Annotated in this window: 20 protein-coding genes; 8 read left to right on the top strand and 12 right to left on the bottom strand. The window is 68.2% G+C overall.

The features are described 5' to 3' along the window. Positions 1-6: 6 nt before the first annotated feature. From GHC57_RS02360 to GHC57_RS02335, 6 genes are all read right to left on the bottom strand, one after another. Positions 7-288 carry a DUF2160 domain-containing protein gene (locus GHC57_RS02360; RefSeq protein WP_153340761.1) on the bottom strand — a complete coding sequence of 94 codons (282 nt, stop codon included), beginning with the start codon at positions 286-288 and terminating at the stop codon, positions 7-9. A gap of 31 nt (positions 289-319) precedes the next feature. After that, positions 320-1,120, bottom strand: a complete 801-nt coding sequence (locus GHC57_RS02355) for a carbohydrate ABC transporter permease (RefSeq protein ID WP_153340758.1) — start codon at positions 1,118-1,120, stop codon at positions 320-322. Between the two features lie 13 nt (positions 1,121-1,133). After that, a complete protein-coding gene (locus GHC57_RS02350) occupies positions 1,134-1,997 on the bottom strand; it encodes a carbohydrate ABC transporter permease (RefSeq protein ID WP_153340756.1) in 864 nt (287 codons plus the stop codon). Then, positions 1,994-3,109 carry an ABC transporter ATP-binding protein gene (locus tag GHC57_RS02345; protein WP_153340754.1) on the bottom strand — a complete coding sequence of 372 codons (1,116 nt, stop codon included), beginning with the start codon at positions 3,107-3,109 and terminating at the stop codon, positions 1,994-1,996. Before GHC57_RS02345 ends, GHC57_RS02350 begins: the two co-directional genes overlap by 4 nt. A 184-nt stretch (positions 3,110-3,293) precedes the next feature. After that, positions 3,294-4,361, bottom strand: coding sequence for an ABC transporter ATP-binding protein (locus GHC57_RS02340; protein WP_153340752.1), 1,068 nt, complete (start codon positions 4,359-4,361; stop codon positions 3,294-3,296). A 138-nt stretch (positions 4,362-4,499) separates the two neighbouring features. Continuing rightward, positions 4,500-6,236: an ABC transporter substrate-binding protein gene (locus tag GHC57_RS02335; protein WP_153340750.1), complete on the bottom strand. Its 1,737-nt coding sequence runs from the start codon at positions 6,234-6,236 to the stop codon at positions 4,500-4,502. A 253-nt stretch (positions 6,237-6,489) separates the two neighbouring features. Between GHC57_RS02335 and GHC57_RS02330 the strand changes: the two genes are divergently transcribed. The 3 genes from GHC57_RS02330 to glpK all read left to right on the top strand — a co-directional run bounded on the left by GHC57_RS02330 (position 6,490) and on the right by glpK (position 10,454). Further along, positions 6,490-7,287, top strand: a complete 798-nt coding sequence (locus tag GHC57_RS02330) for a DeoR/GlpR family DNA-binding transcription regulator (protein WP_343031081.1) — start codon at positions 6,490-6,492, stop codon at positions 7,285-7,287. After that, entirely contained in the window at positions 7,284-8,819 is a 1,536-nt protein-coding gene (glpD, locus tag GHC57_RS02325) for a glycerol-3-phosphate dehydrogenase (protein WP_153340747.1), read from the top strand. Before GHC57_RS02330 ends, glpD begins: the two co-directional genes overlap by 4 nt. Before the next feature lie 144 nt (positions 8,820-8,963). Next, positions 8,964-10,454 (top strand): glycerol kinase GlpK, encoded by a 1,491-nt coding sequence (gene glpK, locus GHC57_RS02320; RefSeq protein ID WP_153340745.1) that lies wholly within the window; start codon positions 8,964-8,966, stop codon positions 10,452-10,454. A gap of 34 nt (positions 10,455-10,488) precedes the next feature. Here the strand turns inward: glpK and GHC57_RS02315 are convergent, their stop codons facing one another. The 5 genes from GHC57_RS02315 to GHC57_RS02295 form a co-directional block, all read right to left on the bottom strand. Further along, positions 10,489-11,421: an ExeA family protein gene (locus tag GHC57_RS02315; protein WP_153340743.1), complete on the bottom strand. Its 933-nt coding sequence runs from the start codon at positions 11,419-11,421 to the stop codon at positions 10,489-10,491. A gap of 118 nt (positions 11,422-11,539) precedes the next feature. Further along, a complete protein-coding gene (locus GHC57_RS02310) occupies positions 11,540-12,487 on the bottom strand; it encodes a nucleotide-binding protein (protein WP_153340741.1) in 948 nt (315 codons plus the stop codon). A gap of 110 nt (positions 12,488-12,597) precedes the next feature. Continuing rightward, the gene (locus GHC57_RS02305) at positions 12,598-14,241 is read right to left on the bottom strand and encodes a GumC family protein (RefSeq protein ID WP_153340739.1); all 1,644 of its coding nucleotides are present in this window, start codon (positions 14,239-14,241) and stop codon (positions 12,598-12,600) included. 356 nt (positions 14,242-14,597) lie between these two features. Continuing rightward, positions 14,598-15,161, bottom strand: coding sequence for a L,D-transpeptidase family protein (locus tag GHC57_RS02300; protein WP_153340855.1), 564 nt, complete (start codon positions 15,159-15,161; stop codon positions 14,598-14,600). Beyond that, positions 15,161-16,684 carry a hypothetical protein gene (locus tag GHC57_RS02295; RefSeq protein ID WP_153340737.1) on the bottom strand — a complete coding sequence of 508 codons (1,524 nt, stop codon included), beginning with the start codon at positions 16,682-16,684 and terminating at the stop codon, positions 15,161-15,163. Before GHC57_RS02295 ends, GHC57_RS02300 begins: the two co-directional genes overlap by 1 nt. Before the next feature lie 274 nt (positions 16,685-16,958). On the opposite strand from GHC57_RS02295, the gene GHC57_RS02290 reads away from it, so the two are divergent. The 3 genes from GHC57_RS02290 (at position 16,959) to GHC57_RS02280 (ending at position 19,439) form a co-directional block, all read left to right on the top strand. Further along, positions 16,959-17,630, top strand: a complete 672-nt coding sequence (locus GHC57_RS02290) for a LolA family protein (protein ID WP_153340735.1) — start codon at positions 16,959-16,961, stop codon at positions 17,628-17,630. Between the two features lie 130 nt (positions 17,631-17,760). Beyond that, positions 17,761-18,735: a protein-methionine-sulfoxide reductase catalytic subunit MsrP gene (msrP, locus tag GHC57_RS02285; RefSeq protein ID WP_153340733.1), complete on the top strand. Its 975-nt coding sequence runs from the start codon at positions 17,761-17,763 to the stop codon at positions 18,733-18,735. 23 nt (positions 18,736-18,758) lie between these two features. After that, the gene (locus GHC57_RS02280; RefSeq protein ID WP_246152083.1) at positions 18,759-19,439 is read left to right on the top strand and encodes a protein-methionine-sulfoxide reductase heme-binding subunit MsrQ; all 681 of its coding nucleotides are present in this window, start codon (positions 18,759-18,761) and stop codon (positions 19,437-19,439) included. A gap of 8 nt (positions 19,440-19,447) precedes the next feature. Here GHC57_RS02280 and GHC57_RS02275 read toward each other — a convergent pair whose 3' ends face one another. After that, positions 19,448-19,717 (bottom strand): DUF3253 domain-containing protein, encoded by a 270-nt coding sequence (locus GHC57_RS02275; protein ID WP_153340731.1) that lies wholly within the window; start codon positions 19,715-19,717, stop codon positions 19,448-19,450. A gap of 695 nt (positions 19,718-20,412) precedes the next feature. On the opposite strand from GHC57_RS02275, the gene GHC57_RS02270 reads away from it, so the two are divergent. Beyond that, positions 20,413-21,543: a DUF2336 domain-containing protein gene (locus GHC57_RS02270; RefSeq protein WP_170294634.1), complete on the top strand. Its 1,131-nt coding sequence runs from the start codon at positions 20,413-20,415 to the stop codon at positions 21,541-21,543. After that, positions 21,536-22,687: a helix-turn-helix transcriptional regulator gene (locus tag GHC57_RS02265; RefSeq protein ID WP_153340727.1), complete on the top strand. Its 1,152-nt coding sequence runs from the start codon at positions 21,536-21,538 to the stop codon at positions 22,685-22,687. Before GHC57_RS02270 ends, GHC57_RS02265 begins: the two co-directional genes overlap by 8 nt. Positions 22,688-22,711 lie beyond the last annotated feature (24 nt).

Here is a 22,711-nt window from a genome sequence, read left to right as displayed (position 1 = left end):
CGGCGCCTACACCTTCCAGAACACGAACACGGCCCAGGTGATGGCGATGGCCAGTCCGCCCCACAGAGGCGTGCCGTAGAACGCCAGCCAGCCCAGGAAGATGAACGCGCTGCCCACCAGGGTGATGAACAGGCGGTCGCCCCGGGTGGTGTCCAGGCCGAACACCCCGCGCCGGGGGCCGCCGCCCGGCTCGAATACCTCCCAGATGCCCATGGTCGCGATGGCGGCGGCGATGAACAGAAAGAAGGCGGCGGTCGGCCATGTCCAGGCCATCCAGCTCAGTCCCATTGCGGTGTCTCCCCTGGCATGATCGTCCCGCTCACACCCGCCCCAGCGCGAAGCCCTTGGCGATGTAGTTGCGCACGAAGTAGATGACGAACGCTCCCGGCACGATGGTCAGCGTCCCGGCGGCGGCCAGCAGCCCCAGTTCGTAGCCGCTGGCCGAGGCCGTCCGCGTCATGGTGGCCGCGATCGGCTTGGCCTCGACGGCGGTCAGCGTCTTCGCCAGCAGCAGTTCGACCCACGAGAACATGAAGCAGAAGAAGCAGGCCACCCCGATGCCCGCCGCGATGGTCGGCAGGAAGATGCGGATGAAGAAGCGGGGGAACGAATAGCCGTCCACATAGGCCGTCTCGTCGAGCTGCTTCGGCACCCCGGACATGAAGCCTTCCAGGATCCACACCGCCAGCGGGATGTTGAACAGGGTGTGCGCCAGGGCGACGGCCAGATGGGTGTCGAACAGGTTGACGGCCGAATAGAGCTGGAAGAACGGCAGCGCGAACACGGCGGCCGGCGCCATGCGGTTGGTCAGCAGCCAGAAGAACAGGTGCTTGTCGCCCAGGAAGCGATACCGCGAGAACGCATAGGCCGCCGGCAGCGCCACCGTGACCGAGATGACGGTGTTCAGGCTGACGTAGATCAACGAGTTGACGTAGCCCATGTACCACGTCGGGTCGGTGAAGATGGTGATATAGTTCTCGAAGGTGAATTCCCGGGGCCACAGGGTGAAGTCGCCGAGGATCTCGTTGGTCGTCTTGAACGACATGTTCAAGAGCCAATAGATCGGCAGCAGCATGAACACAATGTAGAGGGCGGGCACCAACGGCGTCAGGCGTTTCATGATCCGGGCTCCCTCACTGGTCTTCGTTGCGCATCATCAGGGTGTAGAAGAGCCAACTCATCGCCAGGATGATGAGGAAGTAGATCAGCGACATGGCCGCCGCCGGCCCCAGGTCGAACTGACCCAGCGCCACCTTCACCAGATCGATGGACAGCAGCGTGGTGGAGTTGCCCGGCCCGCCCCCGGTCAGCACGGATGGCTCGGTGTAGATGTTGAAGCTGTCCATGAAGCGCAGCAGCACGGCGATGGTCAGCACGCGCTTCATCTTGGGCAACTGGATGTAGCGGAAGATGGCCCAACTGCTCGCCCCGTCGATGCGGGCGGCCTGATAGAAGGCGTCGGGGATCGAGACCAGTCCGGCATAGGCCAGCAGCACCACCAGCGACGTCCAGTGCCACACGTCCATGGCGATCAGGGTAAACCACGCATCGCCGGGCTGGCGGGTGAAGTTGTAGTCGAAGCCCAGGCCGTTCAGCGTGCGGCCCAGAAGGCCGATGTCCGGCAGCGCGAAGATGTTCCAGATCGCGCCGACCACGTTCCAGGGGATCAGCAGCGGCAGCGCCATGGTCACCAGACACACCGGCACCCAGATGCCGCGCCGGGGCATGCACAGCGCGATGGCCACGCCGAGCGGGATTTCGATGGCCAGGATGGTGAATGTGAAGGTGAGCTGACGGCCCAGGGCGGCGTGGAAGCGCTCGGAATGCAGCACGTCCTGGAACCAGATCACCCCGGCCCAGAAGAACGTGTTGTCGCCGAAGGTCTCCTGGACCGAGTAGTTCACCACCGTCATCAGCGGGATGAAGGCGTTGAAGGCGACCAGCAGAAGCACCGGCAGCACGAAGAACCAGGCCTTCTGGTTGACGGTCTTGTTCATGCGACGTCTCCCTGTCCGGCATCCCCCCGCCCGGCGTCCCGGCCCGCGCCGATCATCCAGCCGTCGGCATACAGCCGCGTGTTGTCGGTCCGCAGGACGATGCGCGCGCCGTCGGCGGGGATCTCGGTGCCCTCGTCCACCAGCACCTTGACGCTGTGATCGCCCAGGCGGGTGTCCACGATGCGGAACCGGCCGGCGTCGCTGACCTTGACGATGTCCACCGGCAGCCCGCCGGGGTCGAAGGCGATGAACTCCGGCCGCACACCCATTTCGATCCGGCCGCGCACGTCCCCGGCGGCGACGGGATTGGCGACCGGGATGGTGTGGCCGGCGACGGTCGCCTGTCCGCCCGCGATGCCGCAGGGCACCACATTCATGCCCGGCGAGCCGATGAAGTGGCCGACGAACGTGTGTTGGGGCCGCTCGAACAGGTCCACGGGGGTGCCGATCTGGACCACCTCGCCCATGTTCATCACCACCACCTGATCGGCGAAGGTCAGGGCCTCCGTCTGGTCGTGGGTGACATAGATCATGGTCCGCCGCACGCGCTGGTGCAGCTCCTTCAGCTTGGAGCGGAGCTGCCATTTCAGGTGCGGGTCGATCACCGTCAGCGGCTCGTCGAACATGATGACGTTGACGTCCTCGCGCACCAGCCCGCGCCCCAGCGAGATCTTCTGCTTGCCGTCTGCCGTCAGGTTCTTGGCGCGCTTGTCCAGCATGCCGGACAGTTCCAGCATCTCGCCGATCTCGGCCACGCGCGCCTTTACCGTGGCCTCGTCCACACCCCGGTTGCGTAGGGGAAAGGCCAGATTCTGGCCCACGGTCATGGTGTCGTAGATCACCGGGAACTGGAACACCTGGGCGATGTGACGCTGGTCGGGCGGCAGGTCGGTCACGTCCCGGTCGTCGAACAGCACGCGCCCATGGCTGGGCCGCAACAGGCCGGAAATGATGTTGAGCAGCGTCGTCTTGCCGCAGCCCGACGGCCCGAGCAGCGCGTAGGCGCCGCCGTCCCGCCATTCGACGTCCAGGTGCTTCAGCGCCCAGTCGTCATCCCGGATCGGGCGGGCTGCGTACGAGTGCCGCAGGTCGGACAACGTGATCTTTGCCATGAACCCCCCGAAAGCGGTGTCATCTGGTTGGCGGGTGAGTGAGACTCACCCGCCTCTTCGGCACCGGCCCTCTCCCCCACCCGGCCACCCAACGCGAGTATCCCCAAGATAAGAATGGGGGGTGGCCGGGTGGGGGAGAGGGCCGGCCACGGAGTCCAACGGTCCTCGTCAGAGGCCGTTGGGTTCAAAACCCGATCCGTTCGCCGGATCGGTCGAAGTACAGGCCCTGGGCGACATCCATGTGCAGCCCGGCGACCTCGCCCACCGGGACCGCGTGAATGCCGTGCGACTGGGACACCCAGGTCTCGGCGCGGTGGCGGAAATGAATGACGGTTTCCGAGCCGCTCAACTCCGAGACCAGAACCATGCCCTCGATGGCCACCGGGTGCGCGCCCGTCGGCGTCAGGGTGACGTGGTGGGGCCGGATGCCGAACACGTACTCGCCGTCGGCCAGCGTGGCCCCGGCGGCGGACGCAGGCCATTCCGTCCCGTCGTACAGCCGGAAGGTGTCGCCCTCTTTGACGATGGGTGCGGTGTTCATCGGCGGTTCCGAGAACACCTGGGCGCTGGTGATCGTGCGGGGGCGGCGGTAGACCTCGCCCGTGGGGCCGAACTGGGCCACGTGGCCTTCATGCAGGGTGGCGGTGTTGCCGGCGAACAGCAGGGCCTCGACCGGCTCGGTGGTGGCGTAGACCACCACGCAGCGGCGGTCCGCGAACAGGCGCGGCAGCTCGTCGCGCAGCTCTTCGCGCAGCTTGAAATCCAGGTTGGCCAGCGGCTCGTCGAGCAAAACGAGGCTGGCGTCCTTGACCAGGGCGCGCGCCATGGCGCAGCGCTGCTGCTGGCCGCCGGACAGCTCGACCGGGCGTCGGCCCAGCATGGGGGTCAGCTTCATCAGATCGGCCATGCGCTCGACCCGCGCGGTGATCTCGCCCTTCGACAGGCGGGCGACGCGCAGCGGGGAGGCGATGTTCTCATACACCGACATGTTCGGGTAGTTGATGAACTGCTGGTGGACCATCGAAACGTTGCGCTTCTGCACCGCCATGCCGGTGACATCGGCGCCGTCGAACCAGACTTCGCCCTCGGTGGGGCGTTCCAGGCCGGCCATCAACTGCATCAGGGTCGTCTTGCCGGACCCGGTGGTGCCCAGCAGGATATTGAACACGCCGTGCTCAAGCGTGAGGTCGGTCGGGTGGATGTGCGTCTCCGCGCCCACCCGCTTGGTCACGCCCTTCAACTCAAGTGACATGGTTCCGGTGACCCTATGCGGTCCGTGCGCCCCGCAGTCCCTCCGCGATGCGCGGGGAGGGCGGGAGAGGGGGCCGGGGGCGCGCACCCGTCGCGAGGACGGGCGCGCGCTCCCGGGGTCAGGCAGGCATCCGGGCGATTACTGCTCGGCCCAGCGCTTGACGAGTTCGTCGTAGCGGATGGTTTCGCCCTGCGGTTTCTCGTTCTCCAGCGCCGGCTTGGCGCCGCCCTGGCCGATCCACTCGGACGGATCCTTGGGCTCGTTCAGGCGCGGGCCGCAGCCCCCGTAGGTGTTGTTGGCCTCGTCGGCGCGCTCCATGCGGGCCATCACCTGGTCCATCTCGCTGGCGAGGCGGTTCATGGCTTCCTGCGGGGTGAAGGCGCCGGAGTTCACGTCACCGATCTGCTGCCACCAAAGCTGGGCCAGCTTCGGATAGTCCGGCACGTTGACGCCGGTGGGGGTCCACAGCACCCGGTCGGGCGAGCGGTAGAACTCAACCAGACCGCCCAGGTTGGGGGCGCGCTCGGTAAAGCTCTCGTCACGGATGGTGCTGTCGCGGATGAAGGTCAGACCGACGTGACTCTTCTTGGTGTCCACCGTCTTGGACACGACGAACTGGGCGTACAGCCAGGCGGCCTTGCGGCGCTCCTCCGGGGTGGACTTCAGGAACGTCCAGGAACCGGCGTCCTGGTAGCCCAGCTTCATGCCCTCTTCCCAGTACGGGCCGTGCGGCGAGGGGGCCATGCGCCACAGCGGCTTGCCCTCTTCATCCACGGTGTTGTTGCCCTCGCTCTGGGGGGCGACCATGGAGGCCGTGAAGGCGGTGTACCAGAAGATCTGCTGGGCCACGTTGCCCTGCGACAGCGCCGGCAGCGACTGGTAGAAGTCGTAGTCGGCGGCGGCCGGCGGCGCATACTGGCGCAGCCATTCGTCCCACTTGCGGATCGCGTAGACGGCGGCCGCGCCGTTGGTGGCGCCGCCTCGTTCGACCGACGCGCCGGAGGGATTGCACGAGCCTTCCTCCATGCGGATGCCCCACTCGTCGATGGGACGACCGTTGGGCAGGCCCTTGGACCCCGCGCCCGCCATGGACAGCCACGCGTCCGTCATGCGCCAGCCCAGGTCGGGCGCGCGCTTGCCGTAGTCCATGTGGCCGTAGACCCGGACGCCGTCGATCTCCTTGACGTGCTCGGTGAAGAACTCGGCGATGTCCTCATAGGCCGACCAGTTGACGGGCACGCCCAGTTCGTAGCCGTACAGGTCCTTGAACTGCGCCTGCAGATCCTCGCGGTCGAACCAGTCCTTGCGGAACCAGTACAGGTTGGCGAACTGCTGGTCGGGTAGCTGATACAGCTTGCCATCCGGCCCGGTGGTGAACGGCCGGCCGATGAAGTCGTCCAGGTCGAGCATCGGGTTGGTGACGTCCGCGCCTTCGCCGGCCATCCAGTCGGTCAGGTTCACGGCGAGTTGCAGCCGGGAGTGGGTGCCGATCAGGTCTGAGTCGTTGACGTAGGCGTCATACAGGTTGCGGTTCGTCTGCATCTGCGTCTGAACCGCCTGCACCACCTCGCCCTCGCCGAGGAGCTGGTGGTTGACCTTGATGCCGGTGATTTCCTCGAACGCCTTCGTCAGGACCTTCGACTCGTACTCGTGGGTCGGGATCGTCTCGGACAGGACGTTGATTTCCATGCCCTGGAAGGGTTCCGCCGCCTTGATGAACCATTCCATCTCGGCCCGCTGTTCCTCGCGCGTCAGGGACGACGGCTGGAACTCCTCGTCGATCCACGTTTCCGCCTCTTCCATGCCGGCCCAGGCGGGCATGGCAACCGCCGCAATCGCGCCCAGCGCGACGGCGGTCATCAGCTTTCCTTTCATCCCGTTCCTCCCGAAGGTTTTCTGTTATGGGACAGCAACGGATCATCAAGCGAAACCAAACGAACGTCAAGGCGACATTTTCATTGTCCACCGCAAATTTTTCCGCAACAATCTGACCCATGCGCGCCGATGCGAGTCCAAATCGGCGGGCAAGTGAAAGCGGATGGTGATCGAAGCGCGGGATTCCGCGCCGCGGGATGCGCCCGCGGCCACCGTCCGCCCTTGACCGAAAGTCCCCAGCGGAGCCGTCGTCGTGCGCGATCTGGACATCACTTCGCCGAGACAGTCGGGCATCCTGGACATCGCGCGGCGCGAAGGGCGCGTGACGGTGGATGACCTCTCCGGCCGATTCGGCGTGACCCCCCAGACCATTCGCAAGGACCTGAACGAGCTGTGCGACCGCCAGCTTCTGAAGCGCATTCACGGCGGCGCCATGTTCCCCACCGGGGCCTCGAACCTGCGGTACGATGCGCGGCGCGGCATGGCCGCCGACGCCAAGCGCCGCATCGGCCTTCGGGTCGGCGCGCTGATTCCGAACAACAGCTCCGCTATCCTGAACATCGGCACCACCACCGAGCAGGTGGCGATGGCGCTGCGCGCCCACGACGGCCTGATGGTCGTGACCAACAACCTGAACGTGGTCAACATCCTGCGCGACGCGCCGGGGGTCCGCGTGATGATCGCCGGCGGCACGCTGCGGGCCTTCGACGGCGGCATTGTCGGGGACGCCACGGTCGAGTTTCTGTCCGGCTTCAAGGTGGACTACGCCGTCATCGGGGCCTCGGCCATCGACCCGGAGGACGGCACGGTGCTGGACTACGACCACGCCGAGGTCCACGCCGCGCGCACCATCCTGACGCACGCCCGCCGGACCATCCTGGTCGCCGATGCCATGAAGTTCGAGCGCACGGCCCCGGTGCGGATCGCCCGGTTGACGGACGTGGACATCTTCGTCACCGACCGGCCCCCGCCGGACGCCGTCCTGGACCTGTGCGCCGACAGCGGCGTGCGGGTGGAGGTCGCCGACACCGAGGAGGACCCGACGCCATGACCGACCCATCAGCCGATTTCGATGTCTTCATCATCGGCGGCGGCATCAACGGCGCCGGCATCGCCCGCGACGCCGTGGGGCGCGGGTATTCCGTCGGGCTGTGCGAAATGAACGATCTGGCCAGCGGCACGTCGTCGTGGTCCACCAAGCTGATTCACGGCGGACTGCGCTATCTGGAGCACTACGAGTTCCGGCTGGTGCGCGAGGCCCTGTTGGAACGCGAGGTGCTGTGGCGCGCGGCCCCGCACATCATCTGGCCGCTGCGGTTCGTGCTGCCCCATTCGCGCGGCATGCGGCCGAAGTGGCTGCTGCGCCTGGGGCTGGTCCTGTACGACAACCTGGGCGGCCGCCAGCAACTGCCGGGCACGCGCACGCTCAATCTGCGCAAGGACCCGGCCGGGACCCCCCTGCGAGACGATCTGGTGACGGCGTTCGAGTATTCCGACTGCTGGGTGCAGGACGCTCGGCTGACGGTCCTGAACGCCCGCGATGCGGCCGACCGGGGGGCCGCGATCATGGTGCGGACCGCGTGCGTCGGACTCGCGCGCGAGGGCGGGCGCTGGACCATCCGCCTGCGCGACCGCGAGGCGGGGAGCGACCGGACCGTGACCGCGCGGCTGGTGGTGAACGCCGCCGGTCCCTGGGTGGACGGTGTGCTGCGCGGGCCGCTCGGGCGCAACGACGCCCACAACGTCCGGCTGGTGCAGGGCAGCCACATCGTGGTGCCGCGCCTGTTCGACCACGACCGCTGCTACATCTTCCAGAACCCGGATCAACGCATCATCTTCGCCATTCCCTACGAGCAGGACTTCACCCTGATCGGGACCACCGACCAGGAGTACACCGGCGACCCCGGGGCCGCGCACATCTCGGCGGCGGAGATCGCCTATCTGTGCGAGGCGGCCGGGGCGTACTTCAAGGCGCCGGTCAGGCCCGATCAGGTGGTCTGGAGCTATTCGGGGGTCCGCCCGCTGTTCGACGACGGCGCCGGCAAGGCGCAGGAGGCGACGCGCGATTACGTGCTGAAGGCCGACCCCGGCGCCGGGCCGGCGCTGCTCAACATCTTCGGCGGCAAGATCACCACGTATCGTCGGCTCGCCGAATCCATGCTGTCGGAGATCGAGGCCCGGCTGGACAAGCGTGGCGGTCCCTGGACCCGCGAGCAGCCGCTGCCGGGTGGGGCCTTCCCCATGGACGGGTTCGAGGCGCTGGTTCTCGCCCTGTCCGGCGCCTATCCCGACCTGCCCGAGACGCTGGTGCGCCGCCTCGCCCGCAACTACGGCACCATGACCCCCGGGATCCTGCGTCAGGCCCGGGTGGTGGAGGATCTGGGCCGCTGGTTCGGGGCCGATCTGTACGAGGCCGAGGTGCGCCACCTGATCGACCGGGAATGGGCGCGCACGGCCGAGGACGTGCTGTGGCGGCGCTCCAAGCTGGGCCTGCGGCTGTCCTCCGGTCAGGCGGCGGCGCTGGATGACTGGATGCGGCAGATGCGGCAGAGTGACCCGGCGGGGGGCGCCGCCGCGCCCTGATGCCAATGGCCTCTACCGAGGACCAAAGACACCCGTGGCCGGCCCTCTCCCCGACCCGGCCACCCAACGCCAGTAACCTGTGGGTGGCCGGGTGGGGGAGAGGGGCGGCGCCGCATGGAAAAAAGTCACACAGGGGAGAGCGTCATGAGCGGCTACGTGCTGGCGATCGACCAGGGAACCACCTCGACCCGGTCGATCGTGTTCAATGATCGATATGCCGTCGTCGGGGTCGGGCAGCAGGAGTTCACGCAGCACTTCCCGCGCTCCGGCTGGGTGGAGCACGAACCGGCCGACCTGTGGACCACGACGGTGGAGACCATGCGCCTCGCGCTGGCCGACGCGGGGCTGTCCGCCGGCGACATCGCGGGCATCGGCATCACCAACCAGCGCGAGACCACGCTGATCTGGGACCGGGAGACCGGCCAGCCGATCCATCGGGCGCTGGTCTGGCAGGACCGCCGCACCGCCGATCTGTGCGCGCGCTACGACGCCGAGGGGCTGGAACACCTTATCACCGAGCGGACCGGGCTCATCATCGATCCCTACTTCTCGGGCAGCAAGATCGCGTGGCTGCTCGACACGGTGGAGGGCGCGCGGGCAAAGGCCGAGGCCGGACACCTGGCCTTCGGCACGGTGGATTCCTGGCTGATCTGGAACCTGACCGGCGGCCGCCGCCATGTCACGGACGCCACCAACGCGTCGCGCTCCATGCTGTACGACATCGCGCGCGGCGACTGGGACGACGACCTCTTGCGCGCGCTCGATATCCCGCGTGCGCTGCTGCCGGAGGTGCTGGACTGCGCCGCCGACTTCGGCACCACCGATCCCGCCATCCTGGGCACCGGCGTGCCGATCCTGGGTGTGGCCGGGGACCAGCAGGCGGCCGTGGTCGGGCAGGCCTGTTTCAGCCCGGGCATGATCAAATCCACCTACGGCACCGGCTGTTTCGCGCTCATCAACACGGGCACGGACCGGGTGGCCTCGACCAATCGCCTGTTGACCACCATCGGCTATCGGCTGAACGGCACCACCACCTACGCCCTGGAAGGGGCCATCTTCATCGCCGGGGCGGCGGTGCAGTGGCTGCGTGACGGGCTCGGCCTGATCGAGCGGGCCGACCAGTCCGGCCCCCTGGCGGCCGAGGCCGACCCCGAGCAGGCGGTCTATCTGGTGCCCGCCTTCACCGGCCTGGGCGCGCCGCACTGGGATCCGCATGCGCGGGGGGCGATGTTCGGCCTCAGTCGGGCCACGGGGCCGCGCGAGCTGGCCCGCGCCGCGCTGGAGTCCGTGTGTTTCCAGACCGCCGATCTGCTGGAGGCCATGCACAAGGACTGGTCCGTGGAGGGCGAGCGCACCGTGCTGCGCGTGGACGGCGGCATGGTGGCCAGCGACTGGACCATGCAGCGCCTTGCCGATCTTCTGGGCGCGCCGGTGGACCGGCCCATGGTGCTGGAAACCACGGCGCTGGGGGCGGCGTGGCTGGCCGGGCACAAGGCCGGGGTCTGGCCGGACATGGAGGGATTCGCCGCCGGATGGCGGCCGGATCGCCGGTTCGAGGCCGCCATGTCCGAGGAAGAGCGGGCGCGACGGCTGGCGGGGTGGCGCGACGCGGTGCGGCGCACGCTCACCCGCTGAACGGACCCGCTGACCTGGGCGGCGCGGGGGCGGATCAGGACGCCCGGCCTCCGGCGGCCCGCTGGCTTTCGGGCACGTCGTGGTCGGGGTAGAGGTCCCGGAGCAGGCGCTGTTTCAGCATCTCGGGCGTGTCGCCCTCCGGCAGATGCCGATAGGCGCTGAGGCCGCTCGCCAGGCGGGCATCGGCGACCTCGAAGACGGTTTCGAAGGTGACCGTCTCCTCGTCGTCGCTGAAGGCATAGACCAGTGAAAAGTCGCAGAGCTGGTTGATGAGCCGCGGCGTGCCCTGGGAGAAGTAGTACACGGCCGCGCAGGCCAGATCGTTGAAGATGTCGCGCTCCGCCCCCGCCATCCGCAGGCGATGGCGGATGTAGGCCATGGTCTCGGGCAGGTCCAGGTTGTCCAGGTGGTGGCTGATGCCGATGCGCTGCACCAACTGGGTCAGTTCCGGCCGCTTCAGCATGTCGAGAAGCTGCGGCTGGCCGACCAGGATCACCTGCAGCACGAAGTGATCGCCGGTGTTGATGTTCAGCAGCATGCGCATCTCTTCCAGGGTGTCGATCGACAGGTTCTGGGCCTCGTCGATCACCAGGACGGCGCGCTTGCCGCTGGCGTGGACCTCGTCCACGTGCGCCACGAAATCCTCGTAGAGGGTCGGATTGTCCTTGTCGCCGCAGGTCACGCCGAACGCCCCGGCGATGGAGCGCATGATGTGGCCGAAGTTGGCGTGGGTGTGGTTGACGATGCCGATTTCCACATCGGCCAGGATGTTGCGCATCAGGTACTGGATGAGAGTGGTCTTGCCCGCCCCGATCTCGCCCGTGACGACCGTCAGCGAGGTTTCCTCCAGCAGCCCGTATTGCAGCAGGTGAAACGCCAGCTTGTGCCGACGCCCCAGGTACATGAAGGAAGCATCAGGCTGCAACGAGAACGGTTTCCGCTGCAGTCCGAAAAACGAAGCGTACATCAGTCCACCTTTCTGGCTCTCCCGACGGCGGCGGTGGCGCCCTGCGATCCGGTCCGCGCCGCGTCCCCCCGCCGTTTTCCCCCCTGGGTCCCGATGCACCCGACGGCGCGCGCCGGGCCTAGCGGGTGGCCCGGCTCTTCTTGACGTGCTTTGCGGTCTCCGTGGACCGATTCATGACGGTGCCGATCAGCTTGTGCCCCTTGAGCAGGCTGACCGCCTGTTTCAGCTCGTTCTCGGTGGTCCGCCCCTCGCTGGCCACCATCAGGCAGCAGTCGATGTGGTGCATGAAGGCCAGGGCGTCGTCCGTGTGCAGCAGGGGGGCCAGATCATAGATGATGACGCGATCCCGATAGGTCTCCCGCAACTCCTTGGCCAGGCCGGTCATGCGGGGCATGGTCAGCAGTTCGGCCGAGTTGATGGCCGGCCGGCCGTTGGGCAGCAGCACCAGCCGGTCGATGCCCGGGTTGACAAGGCAGTCCGACAACGCGCGCCCTTCGCGCAGATAGCCCATCAGGCCCGGTTCGGGTGAGACGCCGAAGTAGGTGTGGATGCTGGGCGCGCGCAGGTCAAGGTCCACCAGCAGGACGGTGCGGGTCAGGATGTTGGCCAGGCTGATGGCCAGGTTGCTGGCGACAAGGCTCTTGCCTTCCTGGCCGACGGAACTCAGCACCCCGATCGTCCGGTATCCGTTCTGCTCCATGCGCTGCAGGACGCGGGTGCGCAGGATGCGGAAGGTATCGGCATAGGCATGCTGCGGCAGGCCGGCGATCAGGCGTCGTTTTTCCAGGCCCTTGGGCGTGATCGGATTGACGCGCGTCTGGGTGTAGGAAATGTCGGCGATCTGGTCGGTTTCGTCGGCCGCCGGGACCGGCATCGGCGAGCGGGTCGGCCCGGTGCGGACCGGCTGCTGGACGGTCGGGCTCGGCGCGGAGCCCTGACGTGTCGCGGGAACGCCGTTCACGGGCGGGGACGGCCGGGCCGGGGCCGATCCCTCCCGCCGCTGCGCCGCCTGGTCCCTGTCGCGCTCCAACCACGATTTTTCGAGCGCCTTCTGGATCTTGTCCATGGAAGCCTTCCTGGCTGAAGCCGGGGTCCGTGCCGCTGACCAAGCCCCCTCTCCGGGGGGGGCGCGGGGCACGGAGGTCCCGTCAGTCCGTCCTGGTGGTCCCGGGGCCGCTAGAGCCCCAGAGCGTTGATCTGTGTTTCGATCTTCCGTTCAAGGATGATGATGAGAATATCCAGCGGCTTGACCTGGGTATGCACATACCACAATCCACCGATCGTCGCTGTGAGGATGGACACCATCACGGCGATCCGGATGGTCCACCTCAGGATGCGCTCCCGTCGGGTCCGGATTTCCGGGATCACGATCAACGGCGCCGCGCCGACGATCTCCTCCACTTTCCTGGTGCTGCGCAACCGCTTGTCAAGGAACTCGGCCCCCGCCATGCTGCCGACGCCCAGCCCGCCGGAGGCGACGATGCCGCCGAGCGCAATGAGCAACGGCGGTAGCCCTTCCCGCTGGCTCGGCAACTGCGGGGGCTCGATGAGCGTAAAGCGCTCCGCTTTCTGGTTGATCTCCAGCGAGGCGCCCATGTCGGCGGCCATCTGCTTGCGGCGCAGGACATTGAAGTCCTCGACGGCGCTCTGGTGGGCGCGCACCAGCGCCTGATAGGAATCGGCGACCTTGGCGCTTTCCTCAAGCTGTTGCTCCGCCTCCTGGATCTCCGCCTCGATCACGGCAATGGAGCGCTCGGTCAGGCGGATGCTCCGATCCATGGCTTCCAGCCGGAGTTCCATCTCCTCGATCCGGGCGCCCGGATTGGCGCCGGACGACGCGCCCGCCACGGCGGCGGCGGGCAGCCGGGACAACTGGGACTGGATTTCCGCGATCTGGCGGTCCAGGCGGGCCATATCCGGGTGCCTGTCGGTGTAGGTGGTGGACAGCGCCACCCGGCGGCTCCGCAAGTCGGTCAGCAGCGTGTTCAGACGAGCGGCCTCGACCGCGCCAGCACTGGGGCCCGACGATGCATTGGCGACGTCGCCCCGCATCGCTTCCAGTTTGGCCTCCAGCGAGGTCTTCTCGCCCTGAAGCGCTTCAAGCCGGAACGTGGCGTCCCGCAGGTTCAGTCGCTTGGCGTTCAACTGCTCCAGGATCATGGGCTGCTGGGCGGGCAGCCGGTCCCGGTTCGCCGCCCGCCAATTGGCGAGTTCGTTCGCCAGGCGGTCCACCTCCTGCTCGGCCGCGCGCGTTTCCTGTTCCAGGAACGAGGCCGTCTCCTGCGCCCGCTCCTGGCGGGTGCGGGCGTTCTCGCTCAGGTACCAGGAGACCAGCGCATCGGCGACCGCCTTGGCCTTCGCGGGCGACCTGTAGGAGAACCCCACGCTGAACGCGACAGTGTAAGTTTCGCGACCGGACTTCTGCTGGATCAACTGGACGCTGATATCGTCCCGCATGGTGCTGGCGATCTGGGTGAGTGTTTCGGTCTCGCGCCGCCACGGGTAGAGATCGTGCTCCCGGATCAGGCGCACCAGGTTGTCAGTCGCGATGAACCGCTGCCGGATCAGCTCGATCCGCTCGGCGGCGATGCTCGTGACGGTCGAATTGATGAGGTCCGCCGGCACGTTCGGCTGCTCGATGGCGATGGTCGCCTTCGACATGTAGGAGGGCGGCAGAAGCTTGGCGGCCACCAGGGCAATGCTTCCGAAGAACAGTGTCGGCAGCACGAAAAACCAGAAACGGCGCCGGGCGACACGCCAGATCAGCCCCAGATCGAACTCAAACGGCTTTTCGTCGTCTTCGTAGGATTGCATGTTCATGGCAGGCCTTGTTTCGCTTCATGCGGCGGCGTGCGGTGGGGTCCACTGAGTCCGCCCGACGCCCTGCGTTGGATCAGGAGATGGCGGATCTCGGCCCCTGTAAAGGGCGGGACCCAACATCCCACCCGATCCGGACGCCTCTCCAAATCAGTGCGACCCACCGGCGGGCGCCCCCAAAGGTCTCCCGCGTGGTTTCACACAACACATCGCCCGCAATCCTGCCGGACCCGGGAGGGGAAGGCTCCAAACTTTTCTCCAGGAAGTATGGGGAAAGGAATCTCGAAACGCAACCTGCCTAAAAGTCGGGCTCCGGTGTGCGCTGTGTTGCGTGCAGGGCGGCGCGGGGGCCGTTTCGATCAGGGCGCGCCTTGGTCGCCGACCGAAACACGCAACAGGACCGGCGGCGGGGCCAGGCCGGCGAGCAGATCGAGCAGGTCGGGCCGGGGCAGGGCCACGCATCCGGCGGTCGGGCTGAACCCGTGCGGGCCGGCCGGGTCCGGCCGCGCGCAATGCAGGAAGATGGCGCTGCCCTGCCCGGGAACCGGCGGATCGTCGTTGTGGCCGAGCACCACAATGACATCGTAAAGACCGTCGTCGCGCCACAGGGTCTCGTGCCCGGCCGGATGGGGCAGGGCGATCAGTCGGTTGTAGTCGGCATGGGTGGGGTCGTCGCACCACCCCATGCCCGACGTGAGGGGATCGACCGGCAACCGGGAACGGCCCACGTCGGGGGGCGTCGGCAGGCGGTCCGGCCGATAGAACACGCGACGGAGGGGCCACGCACCAAGGGGGGTGGCGCCGTCGCCCTCGCGCTTGTCGGCGGTCACGCCGGCGCGGCCCAGGGCGCAGGCCCGGGGCGCACTGTTGCCGACACGCAGCCAGCCGTCCGCGGAGACGTCGAGCGTGCCCGCCTCGTTCATCACGTGGCGGGCGCCCGGCCGTCGTCGCGGGTCGCGTCATAGCGGCGCATGGCGTCCATCACGCGATCCGAGAACCAGGGCTGCGCGGCCACCGGCCGTCCGGACGCGGGTGCCATCGGCGTCGTGGCGGCGGTGGCGGCGGTGGCGGGCCTTGCCGGACGCTCGGAGGCCAGCGGCATGGCCCGGAAGTCCAGGTCCCCGGCGCCGTGGACCGGCGGCTGGACGCTGGCGGTGGTGCGCTCGCCCTGGCGGGCCACTGCCGTGGCCAGGGTCTCGCCGCGCTCCATCAGGCCGGCCATGGTGGCGGCATCGGGCAGCACGCCCGAGACGGCGCGGCCGCCGCCGGCGGGCGCCGTGGTCCCGAACGGGCGGGGCTGGCCCTCGGCGCGCCGGTTCGGGTTGGCGCGGTAGTCGGCAAGGGTCATGCCGGTCCGGCGGCTGTCGGTGGGCGCGGGAGCGCCGCCCGCCTGCCCGGCCATCTGGGGCACCATCTGACCGGCGAGGGCGCCGGCGGCCTCCGGCGCGCCCATGGCGGCGCGGGCCTCGGCGAGCAGGGCCTGATGGGCCTCGCGGCCCCGCTGGATCTCCGGCGGCATGGCGAGGGCGGCCGCCTGTTGGCGGGTGTCGCGGTCGTCAGGGCGATCGGAGAAGTCGGGATTCTGGTGCATGTCCTGGCTCTGGCCATCCGGGCTGCTGGAGGGGGAGGGGGCGGCGGCAAGGCCGGGCCGGGCGACCCCATCGGGTCCCGCGGCGGCCGCCGCGGCGGTCGTGCCGGCGGTCCGGCCGGCGGGGTCGGCGCCGCGCGCGCCGCCGCTCTGCTGGGCGACGAAGGCGGCCAAGGCCGACGCCTGGGCGGTGTTGAGCGTCAGCACGTCACCCCCGACCGCTTCGGGGCGGGGTGTGGTCCCGGCCACCGCCGCCGGGCCCGTGAGCATGTCGCCGGCCAGCGGGCCGTTGGGCAGGCCGCCGCCCGCGGTCTGTCCCGGCAGGTCCGGCGCGCGCGCCAGCGACGCCATCAGGAGGGAGCCCGGCGCGAAACGGCCGCCGCCGGCCGATGCGCCGCCGCCCGGCGTGCCGTCGGTGAGGAGGGATCCGCCCAACGGGGCGGCGGCCAGCGTCGTCGCGCCGGCCGCGTCGGTGCCGATGGCCGGGCCGGACGCGGGCGGGTCGTCTCCGAACACCGTATCGAACGCGCCTCTGGCGATCTGGGCCGGTCCGCCGTCGGTGATGGCATCGAAGGCCATGTTGGCGACGCCCACGGCCGCGCCGATCGCGCCGCCGCCATACAGGGCGCCGCCTGCGATGCGGGCGAAGCCGCCGATCTCGTCGCCGGTCAGTTCGCGATAGAGGGTGCTGACGAGCGGGATGTGCTGCAGCGGGTTGAAGATGTCCAGCACGTCCCAGAAGCTGAAGCTCTCCACCACATCGTCAAACGTATAGTATGGCTGCCCCTCGTACATGGGGCGCGGCGCCTCTCTCAGGGCCGGCGCGGCGTGATCTGAGCCGACGGCGTCTATCGACATGGGCGGACCCTCCTCGCGCCCGACGCAGCAAACCATGTGCCACCCATCCGGCCGGAGTTTCTGGCGCGGTTCGGGTCCCCTCGTCCGGCGCGGCGGGCAGGAATGGCCTGCACGGCTGCCCACGGCGGCAAGACTTGCCGGGCGGACCCCCTCTTTTTCGCGCCACAATCAGACGCTAGTGTCTGATACCGTCCGGCGTATGGCTCTTGTCCTGACGAGACAGGACAAGAGCCGGCCAGTATGACCCGTCCCGCCGTTCGTTCGAGGAGCCCCCATGGTCCGCCTGTTCCGTTCCCTCCGCCGGAGTTCCCTGCTGGCCGTGGCGGCCGCAATCCTGGCCGCCGGCTGGGTGACCGCCCCGGCCGAGGTGCATGCGCAGCGTCCGCAGCCCTATCTGATGACCACCGAAGAGGCGGTGCTGCTCAAGCAGGCCGCCCAGACCCTCAATGCCATCCAGACCATGCGGGCCCGGTTCGCCCAGACCTCGTCGCGCGGCAACTATGCCGAGGGGACGGTCTATCTGCAGCGGCCCGGGCGCCTGCGCATCGAGTACGATCCGCCGGCGGACATTCTGGTGGTCGCCAACGGCAACTACGTCATCTTCGAGGACGGCGAACTGGATCAGGTCAGCTACATCGGGCTGAACGATACGCCGCTGGGCATCCTGCTGCGCGAGCGGGTCGAGTTCACCGATCCCGACATCACCGTGACCGGGATGCGCAAAGGCGGCGGCCTGCTTGAGATCGACCTGGTGCAGACCGACGACCCGGGGCAGGGCGTTTTGACCCTGGTGTTCGCCCTGTCGCCCATGGAACTGCGCCAATGGCGCGTGCGCGACGCGCAGAACATCGAGGTGACGGTCACCCTGTTCACGCCGCGCTTCGGCGTCGATCTGGACTCCGACCTGTTCAAGTATCAGGAAAAGCCCGGCTACAGCCGGCAATAGGCGGCGCCGCCGGTTCGGTCTTTACCCAACGCAAAATGGACACATTCCAAAGCGAGCATCGGCTCCCACATCCACAGGGACTCCCGGGACGCCTCGCCCCCGTGTCTTGCTCAGGAGAGGACCGAGACCCATGCTCTTCCGCTTTCGATCGTCCACAGACCCGCGTCCGTCCGAGATCACGCCGGAGGCCGTCTATCTGAACCGCCGCCGCCTGATGCAGGGGGCCGGTGTGGCCGCCCTGTCCGGGTTGGCCGGAAGCATGCTCGGCCTGACCGCCCGGTCCGCCGGAGCCGCCGAGATGGAGGACTTCCGCCAACTGCCGGACGTCGCGCCCAGCCGGTTCTCGACCGACGAGGACCTGAACGCCTTCGACCAGATCACGACCTACAACAACTTCTATGAGTTCGGGACCTCCAAGGAGGATCCGGCCCGCTACGCGCCCGATCTGAAGACCTCGCCCTGGGACATCCGGGTGGACGGGGAATGCGCAAAGCCGGGCGTTCTCGGGGCCGAGGAGTTGATGGCCAGCCACCAGTTGGAGGAGCGCATCTATCGTCTGCGCTGCGTCGAGGCGTGGTCGATGGTCATCCCCTGGGTGGGCATCCCGCTGGCCAAGGTGCTGGCGCGCTTCGAGCCCACCGGCAACGCGAAATACGTGGCCTTCGAGACCCTGGAGGACCCGACCCAGATGCCCGGCCAGCGCAGCCGGGTGCTCGACTGGCCCTACCGCGAGGGGCTGCGCATGGACGAGGCCATGAATCCCCTCACCATCCTGGGCGTCGGTCTGTACGGGCGCGTCATGCCGAAGCAGAACGGCGCGCCGGTGCGTCTGGTGGTGCCCTGGAAGTACGGCTTCAAGTCCATCAAGTCGATCGTCCGAATCTCGTTCACGGTAACCGAGCCGGCCACGAGCTGGAACATGTCCCAGCCCTACGAGTATGGCTTCTATGCCAATGTGAACCCCGAGGTCAGCCACCCCCGCTGGAGCCAGGCGCGCGAGCGCCGCATCGGCGAATGGGGCCGGCGTCCGACCCTCATGTTCAACGGGTACGGGGAGCAGGTGGCCTCGCTGTATGCCGGCATGGACCTGTCCAAGCAGTTCTAGCCGATGCGGGGGTGTGACCGGCCATGACGACAGCCGTTTCCGCGCACCCCGCCGGGTCCATGGCGGACCGGACCGGCAAGGCCGCGCCGCGAGGGCGCGAGCGTCGGCGCGCCCCCGTGAAGGACCGCGTGTGGTGGTGGGCCGTCTTCGGCGCCTGCGGCGCGCCGCTGGCGGCCCTCGGCCTGTGGGCGGCGACCGGCGACCTGGGCGTCAATCCGGTGGAGACCATCGTCCGCCACCTGGGGGACTGGGCGCTGCGACTGCTGGTCGCGACCCTGGCCATCTCGCCGCTGCGCTACCTGACCGGCTCGACGCGGCCCATCCGCTATCGCCGCATGGTGGGCCTGTGGTCCTTTGCCTATGCGGTGCTGCATGTCACCGCCTATGCGGTGGTGGACATCGGGCTGCACGGACCCACCATGATCTCGGACCTGACCGAGCGGCCATACATCATGGTGGGCATGGCGGGCTTGTTGACTCTGATCCCGCTGGCCGCCACCTCGCCGCAGGCCATGGTCCGGCGGCTGGGCGGGCGGCGCTGGAAGCGGCTCCACCGCCTGGTGTATGTGGCCGGCGCTCTGGGGGCCGCCCATTACCTGATGATGGTCAAGGCGGATATCACGGAGCCGATGATTTACATCGCCCTCCTGGTGCTGCTGTACGGGATCCGTCTGGGGCGCTGGATCGTCGGCCGATCGGTTTGAGGGGGACCTCAACCGGACGGCTGGCCGGGCGCGACGCCCAGGCGGATGACGCCCTTGACCGCGCCCGGATCGGAAACCGGCTTGCCCTTGCGGTAGATTCCGATGCGCCCGTCTTTCGCCAGCGCGATCGCCGTGGCGCGCACCGACCGCAGCCACGGGCGCCAGTCCGGTCCGTCGCCGGCCAGGGTGCGCGCGACCTCGGACGGGCAGAGCGTCTTGCCGGGGCCCCGCTCTGTCACGGCGGTCAGGATGGCGTCGGCGATGCGGTCATGATCCATGGGGTCGAGGGCCTCGTGTTGCGGGGGGCTGAGGGGGCGGAGCGGTGGGCGAGTCCGGTGATCGGGCCGGACGGCCCGGGCTTTCGGCAACGGACCCGACCAAGAAATGACCGGGGCCGTTCAAAACGAGCGATCCGCTCCCGAGGGCGTCGCGCCAAGACCCGATACCGTCGAGACCGGCCGCGCCGTGCGCCGGGCTGGGGGGCGGACTTTGCGCCCCGCAAGACGGCAACTGGCGCGGGTCCTGGAGCACGCCCGAGGTCCGGCCGCCGCGCGTGGTCGTGACTTCGGGAATAGTGACCAATGGACACTGTAGTTTGGAGAGATTGACTCTTCATGGGAGCATTCTAAAATACATGTCTCCACTGAGGCTGGCGCGCGGACGACACGCTGCGGTTTGTGGCGGAATTGGCACACCCGTCGTTGTGCTGTACAATTTGACGGGTGTTTTGCTTTTATCGCCGTCGGGAAAGGCTCAGCATGGTGGTCGGGATGATCCGTCCGGGGGCGGCGAGAAACGGTTCGCGGCCCACGGCTTTTTTGGGGGAGCGGCTTCCCGACGCGCGGTCGCGCACCGTACCATGGCGTTTCGGCCTCGTCGCCGAAAGAAGGGCCGGGGCGAGACGTAGACGTGAGATCAGGGGGCCAGCGTGCATCACAACCCTGCGATGACAAAGAATGAACGAGATAGCGCCTTGAGCGATGCGAAGCCGTTCGACTCGCATTACCTCATGGAATTGGCCCGGCAGCGTTCTCAGGAATCCCGGGCGGCGCTGGCGTCGTTCATGATCGACCTGCTGGGCGATAGGCCCGGTGCGCTGACGGACACCGAACGAACCCTGCTGAGCGACATCCTGCGGACGCTGATCTTCAAGCTGGAGCGCTCCATCCGGGACCGGCTGGTGCAACTGCTGGCCGATACCGGCGACTGCCCGCATGACCTGATCTGGTTCCTGGCGAACGAACCCATCGAAATCGCCTATCCGATCCTGCTGCGCAGCCGGGTGCTGCGCGACGAAGACCTGATCGAACTGGTCCGCCACAAGGCGATCGAACACCGCATGACGATCGCCAAGCGTCCGCATCTGTCGGAAACGGTGTCCGACATCATCGCGCGCGTGGGCGAATCCGACGTGATCGTGGAGTTGCTGCGCAACGACACCGCCGCCATTGCCGAGGCCACCCTGGCCTATCTGGTGGAGCGGGCTCGCACCGAGCGCCGGTTCCATGAGCCGCTGGTCAAACGCGCCGAGCTGACGCCGGAACTGGCGCGCAAGCTGTGCCACTGGGTCTCGGCTGCGTTGCGTCAGTACATCCTGACCAACTGGGACATCTCGGCGAACACCCTGGACGAGAACCTGGACAGCGTGCTGCGGGATGTCGAGATCGCGGCCGGCGACGACGGTCTGGAAGGCAAGGCGGATGCGCTGGCGGACTCGATCGCGTCCGACAAGGAAAGACTTAAACGTCTGGTGATCTCCGCCATGGCGGCCGGGGACGTCCGGCTGGTCGTCGCCCTCATCAGCAAGGGGCTGGGCCTGCGCAAGGTGCTGGTGCGGCGCATCCTGTTCGAGCCGACCAGCGAGGCGCTGGCCATCGTCTGCACGGCCCTCGGGATGACCGTCAAGGAGTTCCTGGATTTCGTCGCCGTCACCGCGGGCATGAAGGTCGAAGTGGCCGGCGGCGGGGTCGAGGACCCGGCCGTGGCCGCCGACTTCTTCAATCGGGTGTCGGAAGAGACGGCCTTGACCGTCATTTCCCACTGGGGCCGTCGCCCCGGTTTCCTCGGCGCCTTGCGCGACCTGGAGACGTTGCAGGATGAATGAGACCCTCATCGGACCGGACAGTGGGCGCGGCGCCCCGTCCGGCCAGTACGATGTCCGATATCTGGCGCTGACCACCCTGCTGCCGTGGGTGGTCTGGGAGACCGACCAGAACGGCCGCTTCCGGTTCGTCTCCAGTCTCGTGCTGGAGCTGTTCGGTCGCCATCCGCAGGAACTGATTGGTGAGCCCTTCGACAGCGTGTTCGAGGACCGCTCCTGGACCCTCAACGCGCAACTGCGGCCGGCCGGGCAGGTGCCCACGGCCGACGGCACGTGGGGGTCCATGTTCCTGGCGCGGACCTATCGCGGCAAGCCGCTGTTCGGCCGGGTGGAGGGGCGGCGCTGCTTTGATCCGGCCTCGGGCCAGTTCATCGGGACCATCGGAATCGCCGAATTCGTGCCCCAGGACAGCATGCGCCAGTCCGCCGCCGCCGCCCTCGCCGAGGTGTTGGCGCGCGGCATGCTGGGCGTCTGTCTGGTGGACGAGCAGGGAACGATCACGTTCGCGAATTCCGTCTTCCGTCGGGCCGTGGGCAGTCCGGACACCGAGATGGTGGGCGATCGTCTGAGCCAGCACCTGCAGATTCCGGCGCCGTGCAGCCCGTCGGAGCGCGGGGCGGGTGTGTGGCAGGACATGCGAGCGGTCAAGCAGGACGGCCAGGGCCGCCCTCTGGCGGCCGTGTTCGGGGCGCTCCAGGGGCCCCGGAACCAACAGCTCGTCATCGTGATCGACGAATCCGCCCGCCGTCTGGCCGGGTCGCTTCTGCGGGACGCCGGCCGTGCGGATGCCCTGCTGACCCGCTACGCCGAAGTGCTGATGTCGGGCTTCCACGACCTGTCGCCGGTGGTGCTGTCCGCCCTTGACGCGTGGTCGCAGACCGGAGCCGGCCAGACGGACGCGGAGCCGGTCGCGGACGAGGTGCTCAAGGACCTGCGCGGCTCCACCCTGGCCACGCTGACCCAGCGCCAGACCCAGGTGCTGGAGTTGCTGGCCAGCGGCAAGACCAACAAGGAAATCGGGCGGACGCTCGGCATTTCCGAAGCCACGGTCAAGACGCACGTCCGGTCGCTGAAGGACGCCCTGGGCGCGGGCAACCGCACGTCCACGGCGGCGATCGCGGCCCGTCTGTTCCCCACAGGCCCCTGATCCCGGCGCGCGGCCCGGGGGTGG

It is taken from the genome of Roseospira navarrensis (assembly GCF_009601025.1).
Classification (GTDB): domain Bacteria; phylum Pseudomonadota; class Alphaproteobacteria; order Rhodospirillales; family Rhodospirillaceae; genus Rhodospira; species Rhodospira navarrensis.
This window is presented reverse-complemented; position numbering and strand designations above follow the sequence as displayed.

What these genes read in the sequence shown, in the direction of transcription:
- GHC57_RS02360 (WP_153340761.1), bottom strand. Translation starts at nt 288, where the DNA reads ATGGGACTGAGCTGGATGGCCTGGACATGGCCGACCGCCGCCTTCTTT.
- GHC57_RS02355 (WP_153340758.1), bottom strand. Translation starts at nt 1,120, where the DNA reads ATGAAACGCCTGACGCCGTTGGTGCCCGCCCTCTACATTGTGTTCATG.
- GHC57_RS02350 (WP_153340756.1), bottom strand. Translation starts at nt 1,997, where the DNA reads ATGAACAAGACCGTCAACCAGAAGGCCTGGTTCTTCGTGCTGCCGGTG.
- GHC57_RS02345 (WP_153340754.1), bottom strand. Translation starts at nt 3,109, where the DNA reads ATGGCAAAGATCACGTTGTCCGACCTGCGGCACTCGTACGCAGCCCGC.
- GHC57_RS02340 (WP_153340752.1), bottom strand. Translation starts at nt 4,361, where the DNA reads ATGTCACTTGAGTTGAAGGGCGTGACCAAGCGGGTGGGCGCGGAGACG.
- GHC57_RS02335 (WP_153340750.1), bottom strand. Translation starts at nt 6,236, where the DNA reads ATGAAAGGAAAGCTGATGACCGCCGTCGCGCTGGGCGCGATTGCGGCG.
- glpD (WP_153340747.1), top strand. Translation starts at nt 7,284, where the DNA reads ATGACCGACCCATCAGCCGATTTCGATGTCTTCATCATCGGCGGCGGC.
- glpK (WP_153340745.1), top strand. Translation starts at nt 8,964, where the DNA reads ATGAGCGGCTACGTGCTGGCGATCGACCAGGGAACCACCTCGACCCGG.
- GHC57_RS02315 (WP_153340743.1), bottom strand. Translation starts at nt 11,421, where the DNA reads ATGTACGCTTCGTTTTTCGGACTGCAGCGGAAACCGTTCTCGTTGCAG.
- GHC57_RS02310 (WP_153340741.1), bottom strand. Translation starts at nt 12,487, where the DNA reads ATGGACAAGATCCAGAAGGCGCTCGAAAAATCGTGGTTGGAGCGCGAC.
- GHC57_RS02305 (WP_153340739.1), bottom strand. Translation starts at nt 14,241, where the DNA reads ATGAACATGCAATCCTACGAAGACGACGAAAAGCCGTTTGAGTTCGAT.
- GHC57_RS02300 (WP_153340855.1), bottom strand. Translation starts at nt 15,161, where the DNA reads ATGAACGAGGCGGGCACGCTCGACGTCTCCGCGGACGGCTGGCTGCGT.
- GHC57_RS02295 (WP_153340737.1), bottom strand. Translation starts at nt 16,684, where the DNA reads ATGTCGATAGACGCCGTCGGCTCAGATCACGCCGCGCCGGCCCTGAGA.
- GHC57_RS02290 (WP_153340735.1), top strand. Translation starts at nt 16,959, where the DNA reads ATGGTCCGCCTGTTCCGTTCCCTCCGCCGGAGTTCCCTGCTGGCCGTG.
- msrP (WP_153340733.1), top strand. Translation starts at nt 17,761, where the DNA reads ATGCTCTTCCGCTTTCGATCGTCCACAGACCCGCGTCCGTCCGAGATC.
- GHC57_RS02280 (WP_246152083.1), top strand. Translation starts at nt 18,759, where the DNA reads ATGACGACAGCCGTTTCCGCGCACCCCGCCGGGTCCATGGCGGACCGG.
- GHC57_RS02275 (WP_153340731.1), bottom strand. Translation starts at nt 19,717, where the DNA reads ATGGATCATGACCGCATCGCCGACGCCATCCTGACCGCCGTGACAGAG.
- GHC57_RS02265 (WP_153340727.1), top strand. Translation starts at nt 21,536, where the DNA reads ATGAATGAGACCCTCATCGGACCGGACAGTGGGCGCGGCGCCCCGTCC.